At 38.4% G+C, this 21759-nt stretch carries 22 protein-coding genes and 3 riboswitches; all 22 genes read left to right on the forward strand.

Going from position 1 to position 21759, the window contains the following annotated elements:
• The first annotated feature begins 4 nt into the window (after positions 1-4).
• On the forward strand, positions 5-1261 hold the full coding sequence (locus ACFQ4A_RS01890) for a methionine gamma-lyase family protein (protein WP_382397137.1): 1257 nt from the start codon (positions 5-7) through the stop codon (positions 1259-1261).
• Between the two features lie 148 nt (positions 1262-1409).
• Positions 1410-2747, forward strand: a complete 1338-nt coding sequence (gene glnA, locus ACFQ4A_RS01895) for a type I glutamate--ammonia ligase (protein WP_382397138.1) — start codon at positions 1410-1412, stop codon at positions 2745-2747.
• A gap of 537 nt (positions 2748-3284) precedes the next feature.
• A complete protein-coding gene (locus tag ACFQ4A_RS01900) occupies positions 3285-3659 on the forward strand; it encodes a Na-translocating system protein MpsC family protein (RefSeq protein ID WP_382397139.1) in 375 nt (124 codons plus the stop codon).
• A gap of 773 nt (positions 3660-4432) precedes the next feature.
• Positions 4433-5914 carry an allantoinase AllB gene (allB, locus tag ACFQ4A_RS01905; protein ID WP_382397140.1) on the forward strand — a complete coding sequence of 494 codons (1482 nt, stop codon included), beginning with the start codon at positions 4433-4435 and terminating at the stop codon, positions 5912-5914.
• 34 nt (positions 5915-5948) lie between these two features.
• A complete protein-coding gene (locus ACFQ4A_RS01910) occupies positions 5949-6545 on the forward strand; it encodes a cysteine hydrolase family protein (protein ID WP_382397141.1) in 597 nt (198 codons plus the stop codon).
• Positions 6546-6568: 23 nt separating this feature from the next.
• Complete coding sequence (locus ACFQ4A_RS01915) at positions 6569-7126, forward strand: UbiX family flavin prenyltransferase (protein ID WP_382397142.1); 558 nt, start codon at positions 6569-6571, stop codon at positions 7124-7126.
• A complete protein-coding gene (locus ACFQ4A_RS01920; protein ID WP_382397143.1) occupies positions 7123-8463 on the forward strand; it encodes a UbiD family decarboxylase in 1341 nt (446 codons plus the stop codon). Before ACFQ4A_RS01915 ends, ACFQ4A_RS01920 begins: the two co-directional genes overlap by 4 nt.
• Positions 8464-8493: 30 nt before the next feature.
• Positions 8494-8757 carry a BMC domain-containing protein gene (locus tag ACFQ4A_RS01925; RefSeq protein ID WP_382397144.1) on the forward strand — a complete coding sequence of 88 codons (264 nt, stop codon included), beginning with the start codon at positions 8494-8496 and terminating at the stop codon, positions 8755-8757.
• A gap of 15 nt (positions 8758-8772) precedes the next feature.
• Positions 8773-9726, forward strand: a complete 954-nt coding sequence (locus tag ACFQ4A_RS01930) for a hypothetical protein (protein ID WP_382397145.1) — start codon at positions 8773-8775, stop codon at positions 9724-9726.
• A gap of 28 nt (positions 9727-9754) precedes the next feature.
• Entirely contained in the window at positions 9755-10243 is a 489-nt protein-coding gene (locus ACFQ4A_RS01935; protein WP_382397146.1) for a BMC domain-containing protein, read from the forward strand.
• Between the two features lie 32 nt (positions 10244-10275).
• Entirely contained in the window at positions 10276-10554 is a 279-nt protein-coding gene (locus ACFQ4A_RS01940; protein ID WP_382397147.1) for a BMC domain-containing protein, read from the forward strand.
• 2 nt (positions 10555-10556) lie between these two features.
• Positions 10557-11297: a hypothetical protein gene (locus ACFQ4A_RS01945; RefSeq protein WP_382397148.1), complete on the forward strand. Its 741-nt coding sequence runs from the start codon at positions 10557-10559 to the stop codon at positions 11295-11297.
• An 18-nt stretch (positions 11298-11315) separates the two neighbouring features.
• Complete coding sequence (locus tag ACFQ4A_RS01950) at positions 11316-11594, forward strand: EutN/CcmL family microcompartment protein (protein ID WP_382397149.1); 279 nt, start codon at positions 11316-11318, stop codon at positions 11592-11594.
• Positions 11595-11602: 8 nt separating this feature from the next.
• Positions 11603-13429, forward strand: coding sequence for an adenine deaminase (locus tag ACFQ4A_RS01955; protein ID WP_382397150.1), 1827 nt, complete (start codon positions 11603-11605; stop codon positions 13427-13429).
• The gene (locus tag ACFQ4A_RS01960) at positions 13429-14112 is read left to right on the forward strand and encodes a cyclase family protein (protein ID WP_382397151.1); all 684 of its coding nucleotides are present in this window, start codon (positions 13429-13431) and stop codon (positions 14110-14112) included. Before ACFQ4A_RS01955 ends, ACFQ4A_RS01960 begins: the two co-directional genes overlap by 1 nt.
• Positions 14113-14150: 38 nt before the next feature.
• Complete coding sequence (locus tag ACFQ4A_RS01965) at positions 14151-14771, forward strand: DUF1989 domain-containing protein (RefSeq protein ID WP_382397152.1); 621 nt, start codon at positions 14151-14153, stop codon at positions 14769-14771.
• Positions 14772-15893 (forward strand): M20 family metallopeptidase, encoded by a 1122-nt coding sequence (locus tag ACFQ4A_RS01970; RefSeq protein ID WP_382397153.1) that lies wholly within the window; start codon positions 14772-14774, stop codon positions 15891-15893.
• A 91-nt stretch (positions 15894-15984) separates the two neighbouring features.
• Positions 15985-17325, forward strand: coding sequence for a 5'-deoxyadenosine deaminase (locus tag ACFQ4A_RS01975; RefSeq protein WP_382397154.1), 1341 nt, complete (start codon positions 15985-15987; stop codon positions 17323-17325).
• Positions 17326-17376: 51 nt separating this feature from the next.
• Positions 17377-17477, forward strand: a riboswitch (glycine riboswitch).
• Positions 17478-17569: riboswitch (glycine riboswitch) on the forward strand.
• A gap of 204 nt (positions 17570-17773) precedes the next feature.
• A complete protein-coding gene (lpdA, locus tag ACFQ4A_RS01980) occupies positions 17774-19174 on the forward strand; it encodes a dihydrolipoyl dehydrogenase (protein ID WP_382397155.1) in 1401 nt (466 codons plus the stop codon).
• A gap of 122 nt (positions 19175-19296) precedes the next feature.
• On the forward strand, positions 19297-20184 hold the full coding sequence (purU, locus tag ACFQ4A_RS01985; protein ID WP_382397156.1) for a formyltetrahydrofolate deformylase: 888 nt from the start codon (positions 19297-19299) through the stop codon (positions 20182-20184).
• 231 nt (positions 20185-20415) lie between these two features.
• Positions 20416-20513: riboswitch (purine riboswitch) on the forward strand.
• A 151-nt stretch (positions 20514-20664) separates the two neighbouring features.
• On the forward strand, positions 20665-21153 hold the full coding sequence (locus tag ACFQ4A_RS01990; protein ID WP_382397157.1) for a (2Fe-2S)-binding protein: 489 nt from the start codon (positions 20665-20667) through the stop codon (positions 21151-21153).
• A complete protein-coding gene (locus tag ACFQ4A_RS01995) occupies positions 21150-21740 on the forward strand; it encodes a nucleotidyltransferase family protein (RefSeq protein ID WP_382397158.1) in 591 nt (196 codons plus the stop codon). Before ACFQ4A_RS01990 ends, ACFQ4A_RS01995 begins: the two co-directional genes overlap by 4 nt.
• The last annotated feature ends 19 nt before the right edge of the window (positions 21741-21759 follow it).

Raw genomic sequence — 21759 nt, forward strand, 5'->3', positions numbered from 1 at the left:
CAACATGTTGAAAAACTTGATAACACAGGCAGAAAAAGATTGTACAGAACAACATGCACAGGTCTCGAGAATAGTCGAGATGAATCAGAGACGCGTACTGGATGCGTTTAAGGATAACCGGGTAAGTGACAGTCATTTTCAATCGACAACAGGATATGGGTATGACGATTTAGGACGCGAAACATTGGAAGCCGTTTACGCTGATGTCTTTGATGGTGAGGATGCACTTGTTCGACCACAAATCGTCTCTGGAACTCATGCCATTTCAACGGCCCTATTTGGGCTGTTGCGGCCAGGAGACGAGCTCTTGTACATTACCGGAAAACCGTATGATACATTGGAGTCAGTCATTGGCATCAATGGGCAGCATAGTGGCTCATTACGCGAATTTCAGGTTGATTATAACCAGGTCAATTTATTGGACGACGGATCTGTTAATTTTCCGGCAATAAGGAAAAAGATGTCATCGACAACGAAAGTAATCGGCATCCAGCGTTCCAAAGGGTATGACGATCGTCCCTCATTTACGATTGATGAAATCGGGGAAATGGTCCGATTTGTAAAAGCGTTCAATAAAGATGTGATTGTTTTCGTTGATAATTGTTATGGTGAGTTTGTTGAAGAACGCGAGCCGCTGCATGCTGGAGCAGATATAATAGCGGGATCGCTGATAAAAAATCCAGGTGGCGGTCTTGTACGGGCAGGCGGCTATATTGCCGGAAGAGAAAGGTTTGTAGAACAGTGTGCCAACCGTCTGACAGCCCCAGGTCTTGGGAAGGAAACAGGCGCCACCTTCAATATGCTGCAGGAAATGTTCCAAGGATTGTTCCTCGGACCGCATATAGTCGGGGAGGCATTAAAAGGCGCCATTTTGACAGCTCGCTTCTTGGAACTGGCCGGTTTTCGGACAAGCCCGCATTACAAAGCGGAGCGGACAGATTTGATCCAGACGGTTACATTTCACAGTGAAAAGAGCATGATCGCTTTTTGTCAAGCGATTCAACAAAACTCACCGGTTAATGCGTTTGTCACACCGTATCCAAGCGGCATGCCAGGCTATGAGGATGACGTCATCATGGCAGCAGGTACATTTATTCAAGGAGCGAGCCTTGAATTAACAGCTGATGGCCCCATCAGGGAACCATATATGGCATTTGTTCAGGGCGGCTTAACATATGCCCATGTAAAGATTGCGCTTGAAGCGGCGGTTAATGATCTGATGGAACAAAAACTGGTTTCGATCGACAAAGAACCGACATGAGCCTCCAACAGCTGTTTATGTAAAAATCTTGTTAAAAAACTATTTACGACACAGCGTTCCATAAGCTATGATGAAAAACATAGAAAAACAGAAGTTATTTAACATGATGACTGGTAAAGGCTATGCCACTAATTGAGGAGGAAAATGAATGGGTTCAGGTTTAACAAAAGAACATATCTTGAAACAAATTAAGGAGGAAAATGTCCGATTTATTCGCTTGCAGTTTACCGACATGCTTGGCACGATTAAAAACGTGGAAATTCCACTCAGTCAATTGGACAAAGCATTGGATAATAAAATGATGTTTGACGGATCGTCTATTGAGGGGTTTGTCCGTATCGAGGAATCAGACATGTATTTACACCCTGATTTGGATACTTTTGTCGTCTTTCCGTGGACATCGGAAAAAGGGAAAGTTGCCCGGTTTATCTGTGATATTTACAATCCTGATGGCACGCCTTTTGCAGGTTGTCCAAGATATAATTTGAAACGCAACTTAAAGAAAATGGAAGCGTTAGGTTTTAGTGCATTTAATATCGGAACAGAACCGGAATTCTTTTTGTTTAAACTTGATGAAAAAGCTGATCCTTCCCTGGAATTAAATGACCGTGGCGGTTACTTTGATCTGGCGCCAACAGATCTGGGTGAAAACTGCCGGCGTGATATCGTTCTGGAGCTGGAAGAGATGGGTTTTGAAATTGAAGCATCGCATCATGAAGGAGCGCCGGGCCAGCACGAGATTGATTTCAAATATTCGGATGCCGTCAAACATGCGGATGATATCCAAACGTTCAAACTGGTCGTCAGGACGATTGCGAGAAAGCATAACCTACATGCCACGTTTATGCCGAAACCGCTGTTTGGTGTGAACGGATCCGGTATGCATGTGAACATGTCGTTATTCAGACACGGAGACAATGCATTTTTCGACAAGGCGGGCGATATGCAGCTGAGTGATATTGCGTTTCAATTTACAGCCGGGGTTCTCAAACATGCAACAAACTTTACAGCGGTTACCAATCCGACGGTTAATTCATATAAACGACTCGTCCCAGGTTATGAGGCACCATGCTACGTGGCGTGGTCCGGTACAAACAGAAGTCCGCTTGTCCGCATTCCGTACTCCCGCGGCTTGAGCACCCGGATCGAAGTACGAAGTGTTGACCCCGCTGCCAATCCATACATGGCCATGGCCGTATTGCTAGCGAGTGGACTGGACGGGATTGAAAATCAATTAATGCCGCCTGAATCAATCGACCGGAATATTTACGATATGGGTAAAGAGGAGCGCGAGCAAAATGGCGTCAAAGATTTGCCTGCAACCTTGAAGGACGCTCTGGAAGAAATGCAAAAGGACAAAACGATTGTTGCAGCCTTAGGTGATCATTTATATGAACATTTTATGGAAGCCAAAGATATTGAATGGGATATGTTCCGTACGACTGTTCATCCGTGGGAGCGTGAACAGTATTTGACAACTTACTAATACTGTGGAAGATTGAAAATAAAGGATTCAATAAACAAAAAGTAGCCGCTATAACATCGAATATGCCAGCAGCTATTATAATCAGGCAATGAAAAAACATTATTTTTTCTAACAAAAATCACGAATATATTGATCCAGCTGTATGAAAAAGGTGCGAAAGTCTTGAAGAACCAAATAACGATAAAAGAAATACCTCAAATCTGTTAGAGTCGTTTCGCACCCGACTTTTAACAGATGAGGATATAAAAACCCAATACAGATAAGGCTTACCTGATAGGTTTAATACGGCAAAGGTGTGGTAGAAAGCAAAATCATATTGGCCGGAAATCATATTTTTAATAACCAATTTGAAAAATTCGCGGTTATCCTTTTTAGCAAAAATTTAACAACTATTTCACTGAATTATTAAAGTATTGAACTATTTAGAGTCAAATGAATATTATCAAACAAATTTTATCAATAGTGCTGATTTTCTAAAAAATGGCTTGACTTTTGACAGTAAATTGATTAATATTAGTAGTAACAGGGGGGATCAGTTTGAATGAAACATCGATGTCAACTTTAACCTCAACCGAAACTCAATCTTTTAAGAAGGATATTGCTCAGGTTTACAATAAAATCAATCAAGAATTTTATGCGACTGGTGTAAGAAGTCAACGGATCCAACTTTTTGGTGATAGGATCATTATTTTCGCACAGCACAAACGTGTTCCAGCTCTTACGGCTTTGAGTAAAAATTTTAGTGAATTAGCATCCTATACCGATGCAGCACTCATTGCTGAGTTTAAATCTAGGCTTAAAGAAAAAATCAAAGAAATGACGGGCCTTACGGTCATAGCTGTCTTAAAAGATTATGACACAGTTACTGAGCACGCTTGTTGTGTTATATATTTTGATAAGAAATTAATATAACTACTTCAACAATCTGGAATAATAACGAACGAGTCGTTTTTTCCTAGACTATTATTAAATCGGTTACATAAAACCTCTGTTTTACGGAGGTTATTTGAACCGTAGATTTAGAATATCCCTACCTTTTGGCTGGGAATGTTCTGAGTCTGCGGTTTTTTTATATAAAAATTCAGAACTGTACCTTGTAAAGGGGGGAGTAAATGTGAGCTCATGACATATTTAGAATTACTTGGATACTGTAATAAAGGTGGTTAAAAGATGGAGCGGATGGCCTCGTTGAAAATCTCAACTTTATTGGGATGTACGTTGGTGCTGTCCTTGTTTCTTTATCGGTGGAGCCGGGAATTGGACTCGAATAGAAAGACTTGGAATATTTGATTTCCATTGATTTGTTTATAAGTTGTAGCACCCAAGATGACAATATTCATACGGAATTTAAGCCATTTATCTTTATTCCGACAACACTTACTATACTGCTGATAATTTATATATTTTTGGTATATCAGTCGGAATTTGATTTAGAATCAGCGTTTTCCAATAACTTCCTTATAATTGACGACTATTATTGATTGAAAATGGAATTGTAGTAGGAAGTATATCTGCCATTATATAAATATTGTTTTCAACTATGAAGACATAAAATGGTAATCTATAAAAATAAATGGAGAACTAATTTCAAGTTAATTCAGAGCGCCAAATGAGGCTAGTGTAGATCAAAAATTCTGAACCTATGTAATGATCAAATATTTTAAAAGGTGAAAGGAGACAAATGCATGGATTTAATTTTAAAAAATGCAGTTATACCTCAAGGGGACAGAAAAGTAGAAACAAACATTCTTGTAAATGATGAAAAAATTGCAGGGATTGTCGATTCCGTTAACGGTATTTCTGCTGATAAAGAAATTGATATCAAAGGGAATCTAGTTGTACCAGGATGTATCGATCCACATACACATTTTAATGATCCTGGGTTTACACATCGTGAAACATTTGAGACTGGACAAAGATCTGCAGCTGCAGGTGGATTAACATCTCATATCGATATGCCTTGTACGAGTAAACCATCTGTTCGTGATGCTGAAAGCTTTCATAAGAAATTGTCAGCAGTTAAAGATAAAGCGTATATCGATTACGGCTTCTGGGGTGGTATGACTGGTGAAGATGTAAGAGAAGGGCTGTTGGATAACATTTATCCACAAATTGAAGAAGGCGTCGTTGCCTTTAAAGTTTATATGACACCTTCTGTTCCAACTTTCCCTAAGGTAACAGATGCAGAAATGCTCGAGATTTTCAATAAAATTGCACCAACAGGTATGCCAATTGGTATACATGCTGAGAACTATGAAATCTGTACTCACTATACCGAAAAGTTGAAAAACGAAGGTCGTCTTGACTATCCAGCATGGGGAGATGCCAGAAATGTAATTGCTGAGAAAACTGCAATTGAAATGATTATTACGTTTGCTGAAGCGACAGGTGCAAGAGTGCATATTGTTCATTTGACTAGTAAGGACGGGGTTCAACTAGTACGCGACGCTAAAAAACGTGGTGTGAAAATAACAGCTGAAACTTGCCCACATTATCTAGTGTTAACTGGGGATGAAGCTTTGGAAGCTCGCGGTACATTTGCAAAAGTTGCTCCTCCGCTTCGTGAAAAAGAAGATAACATTGTTCACTGGCAAGGTCTTGCTGACGGAACAATCGATTTCGTTGGTACGGATCATGCGCCATATGAAATTGAAACAGAAAAAGACGCCCCGGATTCAGATGTTTGGAATAGCTTCCCGGGATTCCCTGGCGTTGAGCAAATGGTACCAATCCTTGTTAGTGAAGGACTAAATAAAGGACGTTTATCTTTATCACGTTTTGTAGAAGTGACAAGTAGAAATGCCGCTATCCATAAGGGCATTTATCCTAAGAAAGGGTCTATGGAACTAGGAAGTGACGCAGACTTTACGGTCATTGATCTTGAACGTGAATATACAATTGATGAGAAGAAAACTGAAACAATGGCGAAGTACAGCCCGTTTCATGGTATGAAGCTAAAAGGTAAGCCAATTCAAACTATTGTTCGCGGTAACGTTGTTTTTGATGAAGATAATGGCGGTATCGTTGGAGAAGTAGGATACGGTGAGTTTATTAAGAGACAAAGCATCCAAAGATTAGACCGTGAAATCAAATATGAAACATATGAAAATACTGCTAATGAAGCAGAATCTAAAAAAAGAATAGAAAAAGCTTTAGTTACAAATTAAAAATAAGATATAAATTAAGAAAGGATGGTTTTAAATGACAGAGGTAAAAGGAGAAAAGCACGCATTAGTTATTATTGATATGCTAAATGATTTTATTCCTGAAGGATCAGTTATGGAATGTGGTGAAGCTGGACGTGAGACTATCCCTAAAATTAGAGAATCAATTGACTTCTGCCACGAAAATGATATTCAAGTAGTTTTTATTCAAGAAGCACATCGTAAAAATGATAGAGACTTCCGTGTAAGACCAGTTCACGCAGTTAAAGGAACATGGGGTCATGAGTTTATTCCTGAGTTACAACCGGAAGAAGATAAAGGTGATTACATCATACAAAAACGCCGTCATAGTGCGTTCACATTCACTGATTTCGATCTATTCTTAAGAGAAGAAGAAATCGACACAGTAGTTCTTACAGGTGTATGGACTAACGTATGTGTAAGAAGTACAGCATCCGATGCACTATACAATGGTTATAATATTATAACTTTGTCAGATGCAACAGCATCTAAAGACGACGATATGCACCGTTCGGGTCTTCGTGACATTGGTCTTTTCGGTGATGTTATGAGTACGGATGAGTATAAAAAAGCCGCAAAGAAAAAATTCTCCCAAAAGCAACAATCGGTTTAAGATAGTATGCCAGGGGCCGTAAGATGAGGATTGTCGTCGGCATAACAGGAGCAAGCGGATCATTGTATGGATATACTTTGATCCGTACGCTCCACCAATTAGGAGTTGAAATCCATTTAGTTGCTACCGAAATGGGAGAAAAGGTAATGCAATTCGAATGCGGCGTAAATATTAAAGAATTAAAACAGTATGCAACGGTACATCGTAATGATAACTTGTTTGCTTCAGTTGCCAGCGGTTCATTCAAAACAGATGGAATGGTAATTGTTCCATGTTCTATGAATTCTCTGGGAGCCATTGCTAATGGTGTGGGTGACACACTTTTAAGCAGGGCAGCCAGTGTCGTCATGAAAGAAAAACGTAATCTCATTATTGTGCCAAGAGAAGCTCCTTTTCATTTAATACACTTAAAAAACATGACAACTTTAGCTGAATCTGGCGTAACCATTTTGCCAGCTAGTCCTGGTTTCTATCATCGTCCGACTGAAATTTGGGAGTTGGTAAACTTCATGGTTGCACGCATACTTGATGAGCTTGGAATTGAAAATGATTTAATGGAAAGATGGGGTGAGAAAAAATGAATCCCCTTAATATGAGAGATTTACTTGCTGATTGGGAACAGCGCGGTTTACTTTACCGTATAAAAAAAGAAGTTAATGCTGAGTACGAGCTAGGCGCCGTATTAAAGACAAAGAAAGGTGAGCACCCTTTTTTATTTGATAATATTAAGGGTCATCATGTTCCAATAGCTGCTGGATCGGGTGGCAGTCGGAAATTTATGGCGGATAGCATCGGTATAAGTGAATCCGAATTGATCCCGAAAATGGTTGATTCGGTTGTGAATCCGATTCCGACGAATTTAGTACCAACAGGCCCAGTTCATGAAAATGTTGTTATGGGTCCCTTCGACCTTGATGACTTCTCTCCAATACCAACTTTTCATGCAGAAGACTGTGGTCCATATTTTGTTTCAGGTGTTTTGGTTGTTAAAGACCCAGAAGGAAAGAAGAGGTTTACCTCTATTCGCAGAATGGGATTTATTGGAGGAAATAGAACAAATATTGTCATTACCTCACCTGAGCTTGCTAAGCAATACGCTCAATTTGAAAACAGAGGAGAACCCTTGGAAGTTGCTGTGATGCTTGGCGTTGTTCCATCTGTCGTATTGGCTTCTCAATTCAGTACACATTTGTTTAATAGCGATAAGCTTGACGTGGCAGGTGCCCTTCTTGGACAACCACTTGATGTTGTTCAGTGTAAGACAGTCGATATTGAAGTATTGGCGGAAGCTGAAATTGTAATGGAAGGAAAAATACTTCCATATGAAAGGGAACCAGAGGGATCGTTCGGAGAACTCGGTGGCTACTATGGTGGAAATGAACCACAGCCGATTGTCGAAATGTCTGCAATTACCTACCGAAATAATCCGATATCACAAACGATTCTTCCAGCAAGTTCTGAAGAAAGGTTACCAATGTGCCTTACACGGGAAATGACCTTGTTCAGCACAGTTCGACAAGTGGTTCCAAATGTTAAAGAAGTTCACATTACAATGGCAGCTGCAGCACGCTTACATGGTGTGATTAAAATAGAAAAGCAGTCTGAAGGCGATGCTAAACAAGCAGCAATGGCTGCATTTGCCAGTGATAAAGATTTGAAACATGTCGTCGTGGTTGATGATGACGTAGATATTTTTAATTCTGAAGATGTCGAATGGGCCATCGCTACAAGATGTCAGGCTGATCAGGATGTATTTATTATACCAGGTGCAAAAGGATCTCCTCTGGAAGCGTCCCACAATTTAAGAGGCGTATCGGCCAAAATGGGTATAGATGCAACATATCCGTTATCCGAAAAGGAATTATTCAAGAGAACGTCTATCCCAATTCAAAGTATCAATTTAAACGATTATCTTTAGACAATTTGAACAAGATGGGAGAGAGACAAGATGAGTGCAATAGGATTAATTGAAACAAGGGGGCTTACAGCAGCTGTAGAGGCGTTGGACTCAATGGCTAAAGCAGCGAATGTCCAATTAGTTGATATGAAACAGGTCGGATCGGGTTTAATAACTGTCATCGTTGAAGGCGATGTTGCTGACGTAAGTTCTGCTATAGAAATCGGAAGGCTCGCCCCAGAGCGCACAGGAGGAGAACTTATTTCATCTAACGCCATTCCACGACCCCATTCAGAGTTGAAAAAGATCCTATAAAGGGAGGTGTAAAGATTGGCGGATGTTATGAAACAAGTCGTACAAGACATTCTGGGTGGAAACAAAACGGTTATATCCCGACAAACGAGCAACGTTACAGAAGATTCGGAATCCGACTCTTCCCTTAAGCAGATTAAGAGACCAAATTATCAGGCTTTAAAGAAGGATCAGAGACTTTCTTTTGTTGAGGAAAATACAACAAGTTCCACAAGAAATTCAAACACAGGTAATGAAGAAAGTAAACGACATAATAATACCTCATTACACCCTAAACAGTTCAATGAGGACTCAATATCAAAGTTAACTTCATTAACACTGGCACAAGGCAATATTCCGAATAGAAATATATATTCGCGAGAAAATAATAGCCAGAACAAAATGGCTAGAATTATTGGTCAAACAAAAAACGGAGGCTGTGTTTGGTTTTTCCCGGATTTGCCGAAGGAACTCATTGGAAGTTTTAAACGACCTTTAAATAGTGCATCAGTTGGTGTTATTAAAATGCCAGAATGCTTGCCCAGCTATCTACTATTGATTAATGAAATAATTCGTAACAATCAAGATATTAAATTTTATTTATCCTGGAGCAAGGAAGAGGGAACTCCTTTTACGGCTGAACTCTATGATGATAATGCCGACAGGTTAGGGAAAATTATGAACGATATTTACCAAAAAATAAATCGGCGTTCCTTGAAGCAATACGAAACATATACTGCTGTATCCCCAAGTTCGTGGCTTTCAAAACAATTGAACCTAAACTCGTCAATTGACGCTATTGCTTTCCTGGAAGGGATACCTTATTACACAGGCATTGTTTTAATGGATTCGCTATTAAAGAACTTTGAAAGAAATGATTTTGATTATGAAGTTAATAGCAATTATTTATTGTTAAAAGGAAATTATCATGTCATCTCCAAGCTTGTTACAGAGATGAAAAAAGAAGCAGCCAGATTAGTGGCTCAGACATGAATATAGCCAGGAGAGGAGGGTGAATTGATTGATAGCACTTGGTCTTATTGAAACAGTAGGATATACAACGGCAGTATCAGCTGCTGATGCTGCAGTGAAAGCTGCTGATGTCGAAATTATTGGTTTAGAAAAGGTAATCGGAGTAAGTGGTTATGTTGGCGTAACAGTCCATTTAGGTGGAGATGTTGCAGCTGTTAATTCATCAGTTGAAGCTGGAAAGAATCAGGCTGAAACAGTAGGTGAAGTTATTTCAACTGATGTGATAGCAAATGCTCATTCTAATGTTAGTGAAAAACTATTAAGTAAATTCTCTTTGGAAAAAGAAAAGCCAGATAAAACAAAGGCAAAAGATACTACTAAAAAAGAAAGGAAAGGGAAATCTAGTGAAATACAACCAAAATCTGAACAACCTAAATCTGAAGAAAAGGACTCTGACTTAACTACTAAAACAAAAACAAGTTCGTCCTCTAAGACAGAAAGTCAAAATCGAAAAAATGATAATGGAAAAAAAGCATAAAGTGATTTAAACAATATGAGGAGGGTTTTACAATGGGTGAAGCTTTAGGATTGGTAGAAACAAAAGGACTAGTTGGTTCGGTTGAAGCAGCGGATGCGATGGTAAAGGCTGCTAATGTGGAAATTTGCGGTTATGAAAAAGTTGGATTCGGGCTTGTAACTGTCATGGTCCGTGGTGATGTTGGTGCTGTAAAGGCAGCTACTGATGCTGGCGCAGACGCAGCAAGCCGTGTAGGAGAACTAATCAGCGTCCATGTCATCCCTAGACCGCACAGTGAAATCGAGCGTGCACTTCCATTTAAAGGTGAATAAACGTGTTTCATAACCAGCAAAGTGTTGTTGTAGATTCTACTTTGCAGGAATTATTAAATAAAAATAAGAAAGGGAAAGAAAAAGCACAAAAGAAAACAGTGCTTGCTCTCCTTTTCTTTCATATGAATGGTATGGACGAAGGATTAAAAACGTTAAAAGTTTTATACGAAAATAATCTAAGGGTCCGAATTTGTGCGGATGAACATATTCTTGAACATTATAATGTAACGGATCTTGCTCAACAGGTGGGAATTGATGATTGGATCACACTTGAAGATGTTGAATATCAAAAAGAGCGCATTGATCATTTTTATATTCCAATACTGCCTTTTTCGACAGTATCAGATATATTGCATTTTAATGATACTCGCCCATCCATTCGAATTTTGATGTGGGCACTCATGAATGGAAAGAAAGTTAGTGCTTTATCAGCAGGGGCGGACCCTTATCATTCAATATGGCAGCAATCCAGTCTAAATCATGGTACAGCTTTTTTAAAGCATGAAATGAAAAAACAATTACAGCAAATTAAAGGGTTTGGAATTCAATTAATAGAAAATGATGATGATGTATTGCGTCATTTCATAACTACTTCCCAAAATGAAAATAAACAAGTTGTAACAGCAGATATGGTGCAAAAATATGTTGAAGCTGGACAAAAATCTATTGATTTAGAGCAAAGGGTAATCATCACACCATTGGCACGCGATATTGCTATGAAATATCAAATTAAGATCAACTAGAAATAGGGGGAACATCGCATGGAAATGGGTATTGTGGTTGGAAGAGTTACGGCAACAAGAAAGGACGATAAGTTAGTAGGTACTAAGTTGTTAATCACACAGGCGATCGATTTAGACGGAAGCCCCCTTAACTCTCAACCAATCATTACAGTCGATACTGTTGGTGCTGGAGTTGGTGAACGAGTCTTTTTTGTCAAAGGGAGTATAGCATCCCGTGCTGTAAGCGAGGGTTCCCCAATAGATGCTGCAATTGTAGGTATAATTGACAGTTTAGAATGCGATGATTTGAAAGGGTGACGTTAATAATGCAGGCTGAAAATATTAAAGAAGCGATTCAGTATCGAAAGCTTATAGATGTGTTATTGGATACTAATCAGTATGCCGATCTTGTTCTTCAAGGCGGCTATATTATTAATACGATAACAAGAGAAATTTATGAAGCAGATGTTGCAATAAAAGGTGAATACATTCTAATGGTGGGTGACGCCAGTAAACTAATTGGAAATAAAACGGATGTAGAGAATGTAAAAGGTAAGTTTATCTCACCTGGATTTATCGATTCACATATGCATTTTGAAAGTGCTATGTTGACTTGTACAGAATTTTCTCGTTTATCAATACCTACTGGAACAACTACTATCGTTAACGATCCTCATGAAATTGGGAATGTCTTGGGCGTGCACGGTATGCAAGAAATGATTAAAGAGGCAAAAACATTGCCAAACCAAATTTATTTCACAGTACCTGCTGCTGTCCCCGACGCTCCAGGCCTTGAAACGGCTGGTTATGATGTGAATTCTAAACATATGAAAGAGCTATTGAATGATCCAACTGTTCAAGGAATTGGAGAAATACAAAGTTTTAGTAATATTGGTCCAGTTTATGAAAATGCACCTGAATTGATTGATGATCTTGTGGCATCTGTTTCATACGCAAATAGTATTGGAAGATCGGTAGAAGGAAATGCACCTGCTTTATTCGGAAATGAATTGGCTGCACATATCATTAGTGGTGGTGCACATGTTTCTTGTCATGAAACAACTACAAAAGAGGAAATGATGGAAAAACTCAGATATGGCGTTAGTGTGTTCATGCGTGAAGGATCTTCACAGAGAAATATGGCTGAATGTATTCGGGCTGTAACTGAAGAAGGCATGGACTCAAGACGTGCTATCCTTGTTTCTGATGATATGGTGCCAGAGGATCTGCTAAAAGATGGTCACATGAATGATCTTGTTAGACGTACAATTGCTCAAGGAATAGACCCAGTAGAGGCTATTCAAATGGCAACCATTAATCCTGCAACACATTTTGGCTTTAAAGATGTTGGATTGCTGGCGCCTGGAAAGCGAGCAAATATTGCTGTAATAGATGATTTGAATGAAATGACAATTGATAAAGTATATCTTAACGGAACAAACGCTGCCGAAAAAGGTGAATTAACAATTGACCTGGGTACATATACGTATCCTGAAAGTGTCAAAAAATCTGTTAAAAGAGATCCAGTAAAAGTTGAAGACCTTCATATTAAGGCTAGTGGAAGCCGCGCTCAAGTCCGTTCAATCGTTGCAATTCAAGATCAAAACTTAACTGGTGCCAAAGAATTCAATATGAATGTAACCAATGGAGTTGTTGAACCATGTTTACAACAAGATGTTCTGCCATTAATTGTTGTTGAAAGACATGGGCGAACGAACAATATTGGAAAGGCATTCTTAAATGGATTTAAGCTACAAGGTGGTTCAATTGCAGAAAGTGTTGCACATGACACGCACAATATTATTGTTACAGGAACGAATTATGAAGACATGGTAACTGCTGTCAATAGAGTTATTGCAATGGATGGCGGTATTGCAATGATTAAAGATGGCAAAGTTGTTGGCGAACTACCGTTAAGGGTCGGTGGTTTAATCAGTGATGAGCTTAGCGGAATTGAATTAAGTGAAAAAATTGCAGAACTGACAAGATTGGCACAAGATGAATTGGGCTGCGGTATAAATGTACCATTTATGCATCTTTCTTTCTGGTCACTTGTAACAAGTCCAGAATGGAAAATCACTGATATGGGATTAATCAATGTTGACAAATTTGAAGTTCTATCACCGGTAGTAGAACAAGGAGGGAGACTGTAATGGGAGTTAAACTTATAGATCTTTCACAAGAGATATATCAGGGAATGCCGGTATTCCCGCCCCATCAAAAAACTATGATTTTTCGTAACATGACACATGAAGAATCGATAGAACAGATGGGATTCCCTTTCTGTACAAACAATCTGATAATTAGTGAACATGGTCCCACACATTCAGATGCCGTATTTGAATATGATCCCAATGGACAGACAATTGATGAAATGCCGCTGGACTATTTTTACGGCCCCGCAATCTGTCTTGATGTTTCTCATATGTCACCCGATGGATATATTACGCCGAATGATTTGGAACAGGCGTTGCAAAAATCCCAGCAGGTACTGGAACGAGGTGACATTGTCCTGCTCTATACAGGTCATTACAATCGTTCATATGGTACCGAAGAATGGTTACATCGACATGCAGGGCTTAATTACGATGGTGCTAAATGGTTAGCAGAAAAAGGTGTCGTAAATATCGGTATCGACACACCAGCCATTGATAACCCAAAGGATACCAAATTTTCTGGTCATCTTGTATGTCAGGAATACGGATTAACAAATACGGAGAATCTGGCAAATTTAAATGAGGTTTCAGGAAAAAGATTTTTGTATTTTGGACTTCCATTGAAAATTCGTAAAGGAACAGGTTCACCGGTAAGAGCGGTTGCAGTATTTAATGAATAATAAGGACTTGGATACTTTAATGATAAGAGGTGGATAATATGGTATATTCAGCACAAGAAAAAATCAAAGAAGAGATAATAATACCGCCATATGAAGGTAGAAGTGCTTTGCTTAAACCAGGTGAAGAGTTAATCATTATTGATGTTGATGGTAAACAAGTCGGTGATTTTGTTTGCTTTAACAGACATGATCCTAAAGAGTTTGTTTCTCCTGTCCATATGAGGGCTTCCCTAAGTAGTATTCGGTTGAAAATAGGCGATCCACTATATAGCAATAAACGGCGTTCATTGATGACGTTCGCAGAAGATACGGTAGGAAAACATGACTTCTTTTTCCCTGCGTGTGACTATTACCGTTATAAGGTGGACTTTGGAAAGGAAGATCACCCAAACTGTCATGATAATTTAAATAATGCTTTGAAAGAGTATGGATTGGGAAATGAACCAGTGCCAGATCCTATTAACTTGTTTATGAATAATGCTTTAAATGAGGAACTCGATTACGAGATCAAAGAGCCTTTGTCTAAACCAGGTGATTACATTCGATTAAAGGCTTTGGAAGAAGTTGTTATTGCATGTTCAACCTGTTCCCAAGATATGGCCCCTGTTAATGGATGGAACGTGACGTCATTGAAAATGCAGATTGTGGAGGCGAAATAAATGGAAGCTGTTCGCTTTTTGCAGGAAATGATCCAAGTTAACAGCTCCAATCCGCCGGGGAATGAATACGATGTTGCTAAACTAATGGCAGAAAGATGTGAATCTACTGGTATTCCTTATAAAATATCAGAAGTACAGCCAAACCGAAACAATTTTGAAATTCAATTAAAAGGTCGGGGGTCTGGAAAGCTAATCCTTTGCGGTCATATGGACACAGTCCTCCCTGGCAAACAGTCTTGGAAATACTCACCGTTTTCAGGTGAAATTGATGGTGATAAGCTTTATGGCCGGGGAGCATCCGACATGAAAAGTGGTCTATCCGCCATGTTTCTTGCCGTTGAATCATTAATTAAAGAAGGCAAGCCACTAGCTAAGGATGTTGTTTTCTTAGCGACTGCGGGAGAAGAAGTGGACAGTTGTGGGGCTCGTCAATATTTACAGGAGCAAAATTTGGATGGTGTTGAAGCACTCGTTATTGGGGAACCTACCGATGAAAAAGTGGTCGTTGGACATAAAGGAGCTTTTTGGGTAGAAATTAATATAGTCGGTAAAACAGCCCATGGAGCAATGCCAGACAGAGGAATTAATGCAGTTGAATGGATACAGAAAGTTATGGAAATAATTGAATCTCTTAAATCAAAATGGAAAATATCCGCGACTCCTTTGGGAGAGAGCAGTGCCGCAATGACAAAAATAAATGGAGGTGTACAAACAAATGTCATACCAGATCACTGTAGTATAAATATAGACATTAGATCTGTACCGCCTCAATCACATGATCAATTATATAGTGAATTAAAAGAAAAATTGAATGAGATATTTTCTAGTAATGATGCCCCGGAATATAATATGAATATTTTATTAGACCGCCCATCTATCCTAACAGATAGATCGAGTAAAATAATTAAAACAGCATTAGATATTTCGAACCATGATTCTATACATGGTGTATCATATTATACAGATGGTGCAGTTTTAAACCCAAAAAGTAAAATACCTACGCTAATTTATGGACCAGGTGATGAAAAACTTGCACATCAACCAAATGAATATGTACATATAAATGCATATTTACGTTCTATCGACTTTTATAAGAAACTAGTAATCGATTATTGTTCATAGAGATAAAGGTTGAAGTATACACTTAAAGTTCCCAATTTTACAATAGTATAGACTTCAGCTCCCGGGGTTTTGATTTTAAAGGAGTGATATCATGTCAAGTATCTTAATCAAAAACGCACAAATCATTACAATGAACCCACAGGAAGAAATTATTTATGGAGATTTGTATATTGAAGACGATATAATTATTAAGGTTGGCGGTGACCTTGGAAATGAAGCAGATAAGGTTATAGATGCGAGACATAAAACCGTTATCCCTGGTTTTATCCAAACACATATCCATCTTTGTCAGGCATTGTTTCGTGGACAAGCAGATGATTTGGAATTAATGGATTGGTTGCAGAAAAAAATATGGCCACTTGAAGCTTCACATGATGCGGAGTCAAGTTACTATTCGGCTATGCTGGGGCTGGGTGAATTAATTCAAAGCGGAACGACAACAATTGTTGATATGGAAACGGTTAATCATACAAACGAAGCTTTTCAGGCAATGGCTGAAAGTGGTATACGTGTCCTTGGTGGAAAAGTTATGATGGATTTGGGGGATGATTTACCTGAACCCCTTTTAGAGGATACAACAAAGTCTATCCAGCAAAGTGTTGACCTCCTGGAAAAATGGAATAATTATGATAATGGAAGACTTCAGTATGCATTTTGTCCACGCTTTGTCGTTTCATGTACAGAAGAGCTATTAACAGAAGTCCGCGATTTATCTAAACAATATAACGTTAAGATTCACTCACATGCCTCTGAAAACAAAGGAGAAATTGAAATTGTTGAACAGCAAAGAGGTATGCGGAATGTTGTTTATCTGGACCATATTGGGTTGGCTGATGAAAATCTTATTTTGGCTCACTGTGTATGGCTTGATCCTGAAGAAAAACGTATTATTAAGGAACGTGGGATAAAAATGAGTCACTGCCCTGGTTCTAACTTGAAATTAGCTTCGGGTATTGCTGAGATGCCTGACATGTTAGAACTTGACGCACATCTTAGCCTTGGAGCAGATGGTGCTCCGTGTAATAATAATCTTGATATGTTTAACGAGATGCGTTTGTCAAGCATTATTCAAAAACCACTTCATGGACCTACCATGATGAATGCAAAGACCGTTTTCAAAATGGCTACCATAGGAGGAGCTGAAGCAGTTGGTCTTGAAGATCAAATCGGAAGTATTGAAGTTGGAAAAAAGGCAGATATTGCAATTTTGGATTTGAATAAGTTCCATACATTCCCTTCTGCCGAAGTTGATCCGATTTCAAGAATTGTCTACTCAGCAACAAGAGCTGATGTAGATGCAACAATAATTAATGGTAAAGTGGTTATGGAAAATGGAAATGTAAAAACAGTCGATAAAGATGTTGTTCTTCACGAGTCGAATAAATCGATTGAACGATTAGTAAAACGTGTACCTTCACTTATAAAGGCTTAAAATTTTAAATTGACAATAATCAATATTTAGAATACTATAAAGAAAAAGCGGATGACAATTGTGGGAGAGTGCTGGTTAAAAGCCACCGAAGGAGCAAGTTCCAAAAAGACCCTTGGAACCAATCTCTCAGGTAGAAGAACCACAATAGGACGCGTCTCTGGAGAGTGCGTTTTTGAACGCCACCAAAGGGGAAGGTCTATCAATAATAGAGCTAAACTCTCAGGTGAAAGGACAGGGAAGGGAATATCACCTTTTTCTGTCCTTTTTTGTGTGCACTTTTATGCTTAGAAATGTTAAAAATTTTGCTCATTAGCAATGGAAAATTAGATAGGAGAAATGGGAATACATCAAATTTTAACAGTTAAATTCCCTTTTTGGATAAAAAAGGATTGGGTAGTTTGCCAACTATTAATGGCTTGTTTATGTAAGACAAGAGGAGTGATTTAAAATGACAAAGGAATACGATGTTGCCATTATCGGTGGCGGAACAGGTGGTTATGTTGCCGCCATACGTGCATCTCAATTAGGATTAAAAGCTGCCGTTGTTGAAAAAGAAAAATTGGGAGGAACCTGCCTCCATGCAGGCTGTATTCCCAGTAAGGCATTATTAAGGAGTGCAGAGGTATATACCAATACAAAAAATGGAATGGCGTTTGGTGTTGTTGCGCCTAAAGTAGAACTTGACTTTTCTAAAGTACAGGAGAGAAAAGAGGGTATTACAAATCAATTATATAAAGGCGTTCAACATCTAATGAAAAAAGGAAAAATTGATGTTTATGAAGGGAAAGGAAAAATATCTGATTCAAGCAATGTCTTGGTGACTATGAAGAACGAAGAAGAGACCATTACGCTACATGCCTGTCATATTCTAATTGCTACAGGATCCCGTCCAAGTACGCTTCCTGGCCTTGAAGTGGATGGAACCCATGTAATGACATCAGATGAGGCATTACAAATGGACCAATTGCCTGAGTCTATTATGATTGTTGGTGGTGGTGTGATCGGAATAGAATGGGCATCGATGCTTGTCGATTTTGGATTAAAGGTTACTCTACTAGAATATGCAGAACGCATTTTACCGACGGAAGATAAGGATATTTCAAGAGAAGTTCAACGTTTAATGAAGAAAAAAGGGGTGAAAATCGTAACAGGGGCTAAAGTTCTTCCAGAAACATTGGAAAGGGATAATGGTGTTTCCATTAAAACGGAACATAAGGGGAAGGAAAAATCATTTTCCGCAGACAAACTATTAGTCTCTGTGGGTCGTCACCCGAATATAGCGGACATTGGTCTTGATCAAACGACTATTAATGTGAACCGAAATACAATTCAAACTAATGAATATTACCAAACAAATGATTCAACTATTTATGCTATTGGTGATGTTATTGGTGGCTTACAGCTTGCTCATGTCGCCTCTCACGAAGGAATCATTGCCATTGAACATATGGCAGGTAAAAATCCGTCTCCACTTGACCCAACTCGTGTCTCAAAATGTGTTTATAGTAGTCCTGAGGTGGCAAGTGTAGGTTTAACAGAAGAGGAAGCAAAATCTAAAGGTTACCAAGTAAAACTAGGCAAATTTGCATTTCGTGCAGTTGGAAAAGCGCTGGTATTCGGAGATTCAAATGGTTTTGTTAAATTCGTTGTTGAAGAAAAGTCAAAAAAACTATTAGGAGTACACATGGTTGGGCCAAATGTCACTGACATGATTACTGAAGCTGGTTTAGCGTTAGTATTGAATTCAACATCCATGGATATTGCGGGTACAATTCATCCGCACCCAACTTTAGCTGAAGCAATTGGGGAAGCAGCCTTAGCGGTAGACGGTAATGAGATTCATGCATAATTTCAGAATGTTTAGTTAAATTTAAACATGACACCATTGAACTTAAATTTAATGATATACGATTAAGTATAAAATTCAAAAAGTAGCTTTAAATTTTATTTTAAAATGTTTAAATGTAAAGGATGGAGGGAAAAGCAGTGCAACAAGAAAAAGAAAATATAAATCACGCAGAATTATTAATTTCTTGCCCAGAAAAGCCTGGCATTATATCGACAGTATCTAATTTTTTAGTAGAACATAATGCTAATATTATCCAATTTGATCAGCATACAACAGATCCACATGCAGGAATGTTTTTTATGCGGATTGAATTTGATCTAAAAGATTTTGACTCTTCTTATGGAAAACTTGAAGATAATTTGCATACAATGGCTCGAGATTATTCTATGGATTGGCAACTGACCAGCAAGAAAAAAAAGAAACGAATGGCCATTTTTGTTTCAAAGGAAGGTCATTGTTTGAAGGAGCTGATTTGGCGATGGAAATCTGGTGAAATTCCAGTGGATATTCCCATGGTAATTAGTAACCACCCCGACTTAAAAGAAGAAGTTGAAGGACATGGTATTCCTTATTATCATATTCCCTTGTCCAGTCATACGAAAGCAGAAGCTGAAGAAAAACAGTTGGAACTGTTAAAAGGAAAAGTTGACTTTATCGCCCTGGCAAGGTATATGCAAATTCTTTCACCTGATTTTGTATCCAAATTTTCGAATCAAATTATTAATATTCATCATTCGTTCTTACCAGCCTTTATAGGAGCTAATCCATATGCTAGAGCTTTTAATCGCGGAGTAAAATTAATTGGCGCAACCGCTCATTATGTAACCGATGATCTTGATGAGGGTCCAATTATCGAGCAAGATGTTCAACGGGTTAGTCATCGTTATACGGCAGAAGATTTAAAAATTGCAGGACGTCATGTTGAAAAACAAGTTCTTGCCAAAGCCGTATCATGGCATGCTGAAAACAAGGTGCTTGTTCACGGAAATAAGACAATTGTATTTACATGATAGATAGTAATTTTATTGAAAGTGTCTGTCAGGTTTGTTACAAAGAATGAATGCGTAAAAACAAGTCGCCTGCCGGACGAACGGATTGGATGATCACCGTAAAAAATACAATGAAGAAATTATTACACAGATAGTAATGTCATGATACGTAATTTTTAAATATATTTGAAAATTAATTATTGACATAAAGTAATAATATAGATATAATTGCAAATACAATAATTTTACAAATGTTTGTATAAAAGCCATTTTCGTATAATCCCAATAGTTAGTTTGGGGGTATCTACAGGGAACCGTAAACCTTAGCTACGAAAAGGCGCTTTCTCACTTGAAGGCCCCTTTTTGTAGCTTTTTTATATTTGTAACCTTCCTTGTTATAACTATTTAGTGGCTCTTCCCTGTTACCCCAAATATCACATTTTATTTCATCAAAAACCGAAAATGGCTTCTGTACAAAAAAATTGTATGGAGGTTGATATTTTGAAAACAACCCGCTTTATCGTTAATGGAGAAGAAGTTTTTGTTACTAGTCCGCCATCAAAGACGTTATTAGACGTGCTACGTGATGAGTTTAATTTAACAGGTAGTAAGGAATGCTGCGGAAAAGGTGAATGCGGTTCGTGTACCGTACTCATTGATGGCGAATCCGTTTGTTCATGTCTCATCCTAGTAGGACAAGTAGAAAATGAAACCGTTACCACGATCGAAGGTATAGGATTAACGGATAATATGGATGTTGTACAACAAGCATTTTCTGATGAAGGTGCAACGCAATGCGGTTATTGTACACCCGGTTTTATTGTAACAGCTAGATCATTTTTAAACGATATTGATCATGTTCCTACGGTTGATGAAATAATGACTGCACTCGGTGGAAATCTTTGTCGTTGCACAGGTTATACGAAGATTATTAAAGCTGTTCAAACGGCAGCCAAAAGACAACTATCACCTGAAGGAGCAACTAATTGATAAATAGCGAAATTTCGACAATTTTGCTGGCAGCTGGTTTCTCCAGTCGAATGGGAAAATTAAAAGCACTACTTCCATGGCAGGGAATACCTTTGATCCAATATCAAATTGAACAGATGAGAAAAGCTGGTGTAAATGAAATTATCGTTGTACTTGGTTATCGAGCACAACTGTTACAAAGAATTGTATCGCCTTTTGATGTAAAAACAGTCATTAACGAAAACTACAGCGAAGGAAAAAGCTCATCTATTCGAAAAGGGGCATCCCATATAAAACATAATGCTAAAGGGATTTTTGTTTCTGCCGTTGATCAACCTGTGCCAAGCAACACATTACAGAAGTTAATGAAACATTTAAATATAACCCAAGATGTGGCAGTAATCCCCGTTTATCATGAGAAGCGTGGTCACCCAATACTATTTAATGGAACCATCAGAAATGACTTACTTGCTGTCAATGAAAACACAAAAGGACTACGACACGTTATCCAAAAATATCATAAACGTATTGCGTATTTAAAGGTTAATGATCCAACGATTTTATACAATTTCAACAAACTTAATGATTACATGCAGCACGGTACGTAGGAATGATAATAGGGAAGGA

It is taken from the genome of Lentibacillus salinarum (assembly GCF_042679865.1).
Classification (GTDB): Bacteria; Bacillota; Bacilli; order Bacillales; family Amphibacillaceae; genus Lentibacillus; species Lentibacillus salinarum.

Excerpts from the sequence above, each read along its gene's own strand:
- ACFQ4A_RS01890 (WP_382397137.1), top strand. The coding sequence starts at position 5 with ATGTTGAAAAACTTGATAACACAGGCAGAAAAAGATTGTACAGAACAA.
- glnA (WP_382397138.1), top strand. The coding sequence starts at position 1,410 with ATGGGTTCAGGTTTAACAAAAGAACATATCTTGAAACAAATTAAGGAG.
- allB (WP_382397140.1), top strand. The coding sequence starts at position 4,433 with ATGGATTTAATTTTAAAAAATGCAGTTATACCTCAAGGGGACAGAAAA.
- ACFQ4A_RS01910 (WP_382397141.1), top strand. The coding sequence starts at position 5,949 with ATGACAGAGGTAAAAGGAGAAAAGCACGCATTAGTTATTATTGATATG.
- ACFQ4A_RS01915 (WP_382397142.1), top strand. The coding sequence starts at position 6,569 with ATGAGGATTGTCGTCGGCATAACAGGAGCAAGCGGATCATTGTATGGA.
- ACFQ4A_RS01920 (WP_382397143.1), top strand. The coding sequence starts at position 7,123 with ATGAATCCCCTTAATATGAGAGATTTACTTGCTGATTGGGAACAGCGC.
- ACFQ4A_RS01925 (WP_382397144.1), top strand. The coding sequence starts at position 8,494 with ATGAGTGCAATAGGATTAATTGAAACAAGGGGGCTTACAGCAGCTGTA.
- ACFQ4A_RS01940 (WP_382397147.1), top strand. The coding sequence starts at position 10,276 with ATGGGTGAAGCTTTAGGATTGGTAGAAACAAAAGGACTAGTTGGTTCG.
- ACFQ4A_RS01950 (WP_382397149.1), top strand. The coding sequence starts at position 11,316 with ATGGAAATGGGTATTGTGGTTGGAAGAGTTACGGCAACAAGAAAGGAC.
- ACFQ4A_RS01955 (WP_382397150.1), top strand. The coding sequence starts at position 11,603 with ATGCAGGCTGAAAATATTAAAGAAGCGATTCAGTATCGAAAGCTTATA.
- ACFQ4A_RS01960 (WP_382397151.1), top strand. The coding sequence starts at position 13,429 with ATGGGAGTTAAACTTATAGATCTTTCACAAGAGATATATCAGGGAATG.
- ACFQ4A_RS01965 (WP_382397152.1), top strand. The coding sequence starts at position 14,151 with ATGGTATATTCAGCACAAGAAAAAATCAAAGAAGAGATAATAATACCG.
- ACFQ4A_RS01970 (WP_382397153.1), top strand. The coding sequence starts at position 14,772 with ATGGAAGCTGTTCGCTTTTTGCAGGAAATGATCCAAGTTAACAGCTCC.
- ACFQ4A_RS01975 (WP_382397154.1), top strand. The coding sequence starts at position 15,985 with ATGTCAAGTATCTTAATCAAAAACGCACAAATCATTACAATGAACCCA.
- lpdA (WP_382397155.1), top strand. The coding sequence starts at position 17,774 with ATGACAAAGGAATACGATGTTGCCATTATCGGTGGCGGAACAGGTGGT.
- purU (WP_382397156.1), top strand. The coding sequence starts at position 19,297 with ATGGAGGGAAAAGCAGTGCAACAAGAAAAAGAAAATATAAATCACGCA.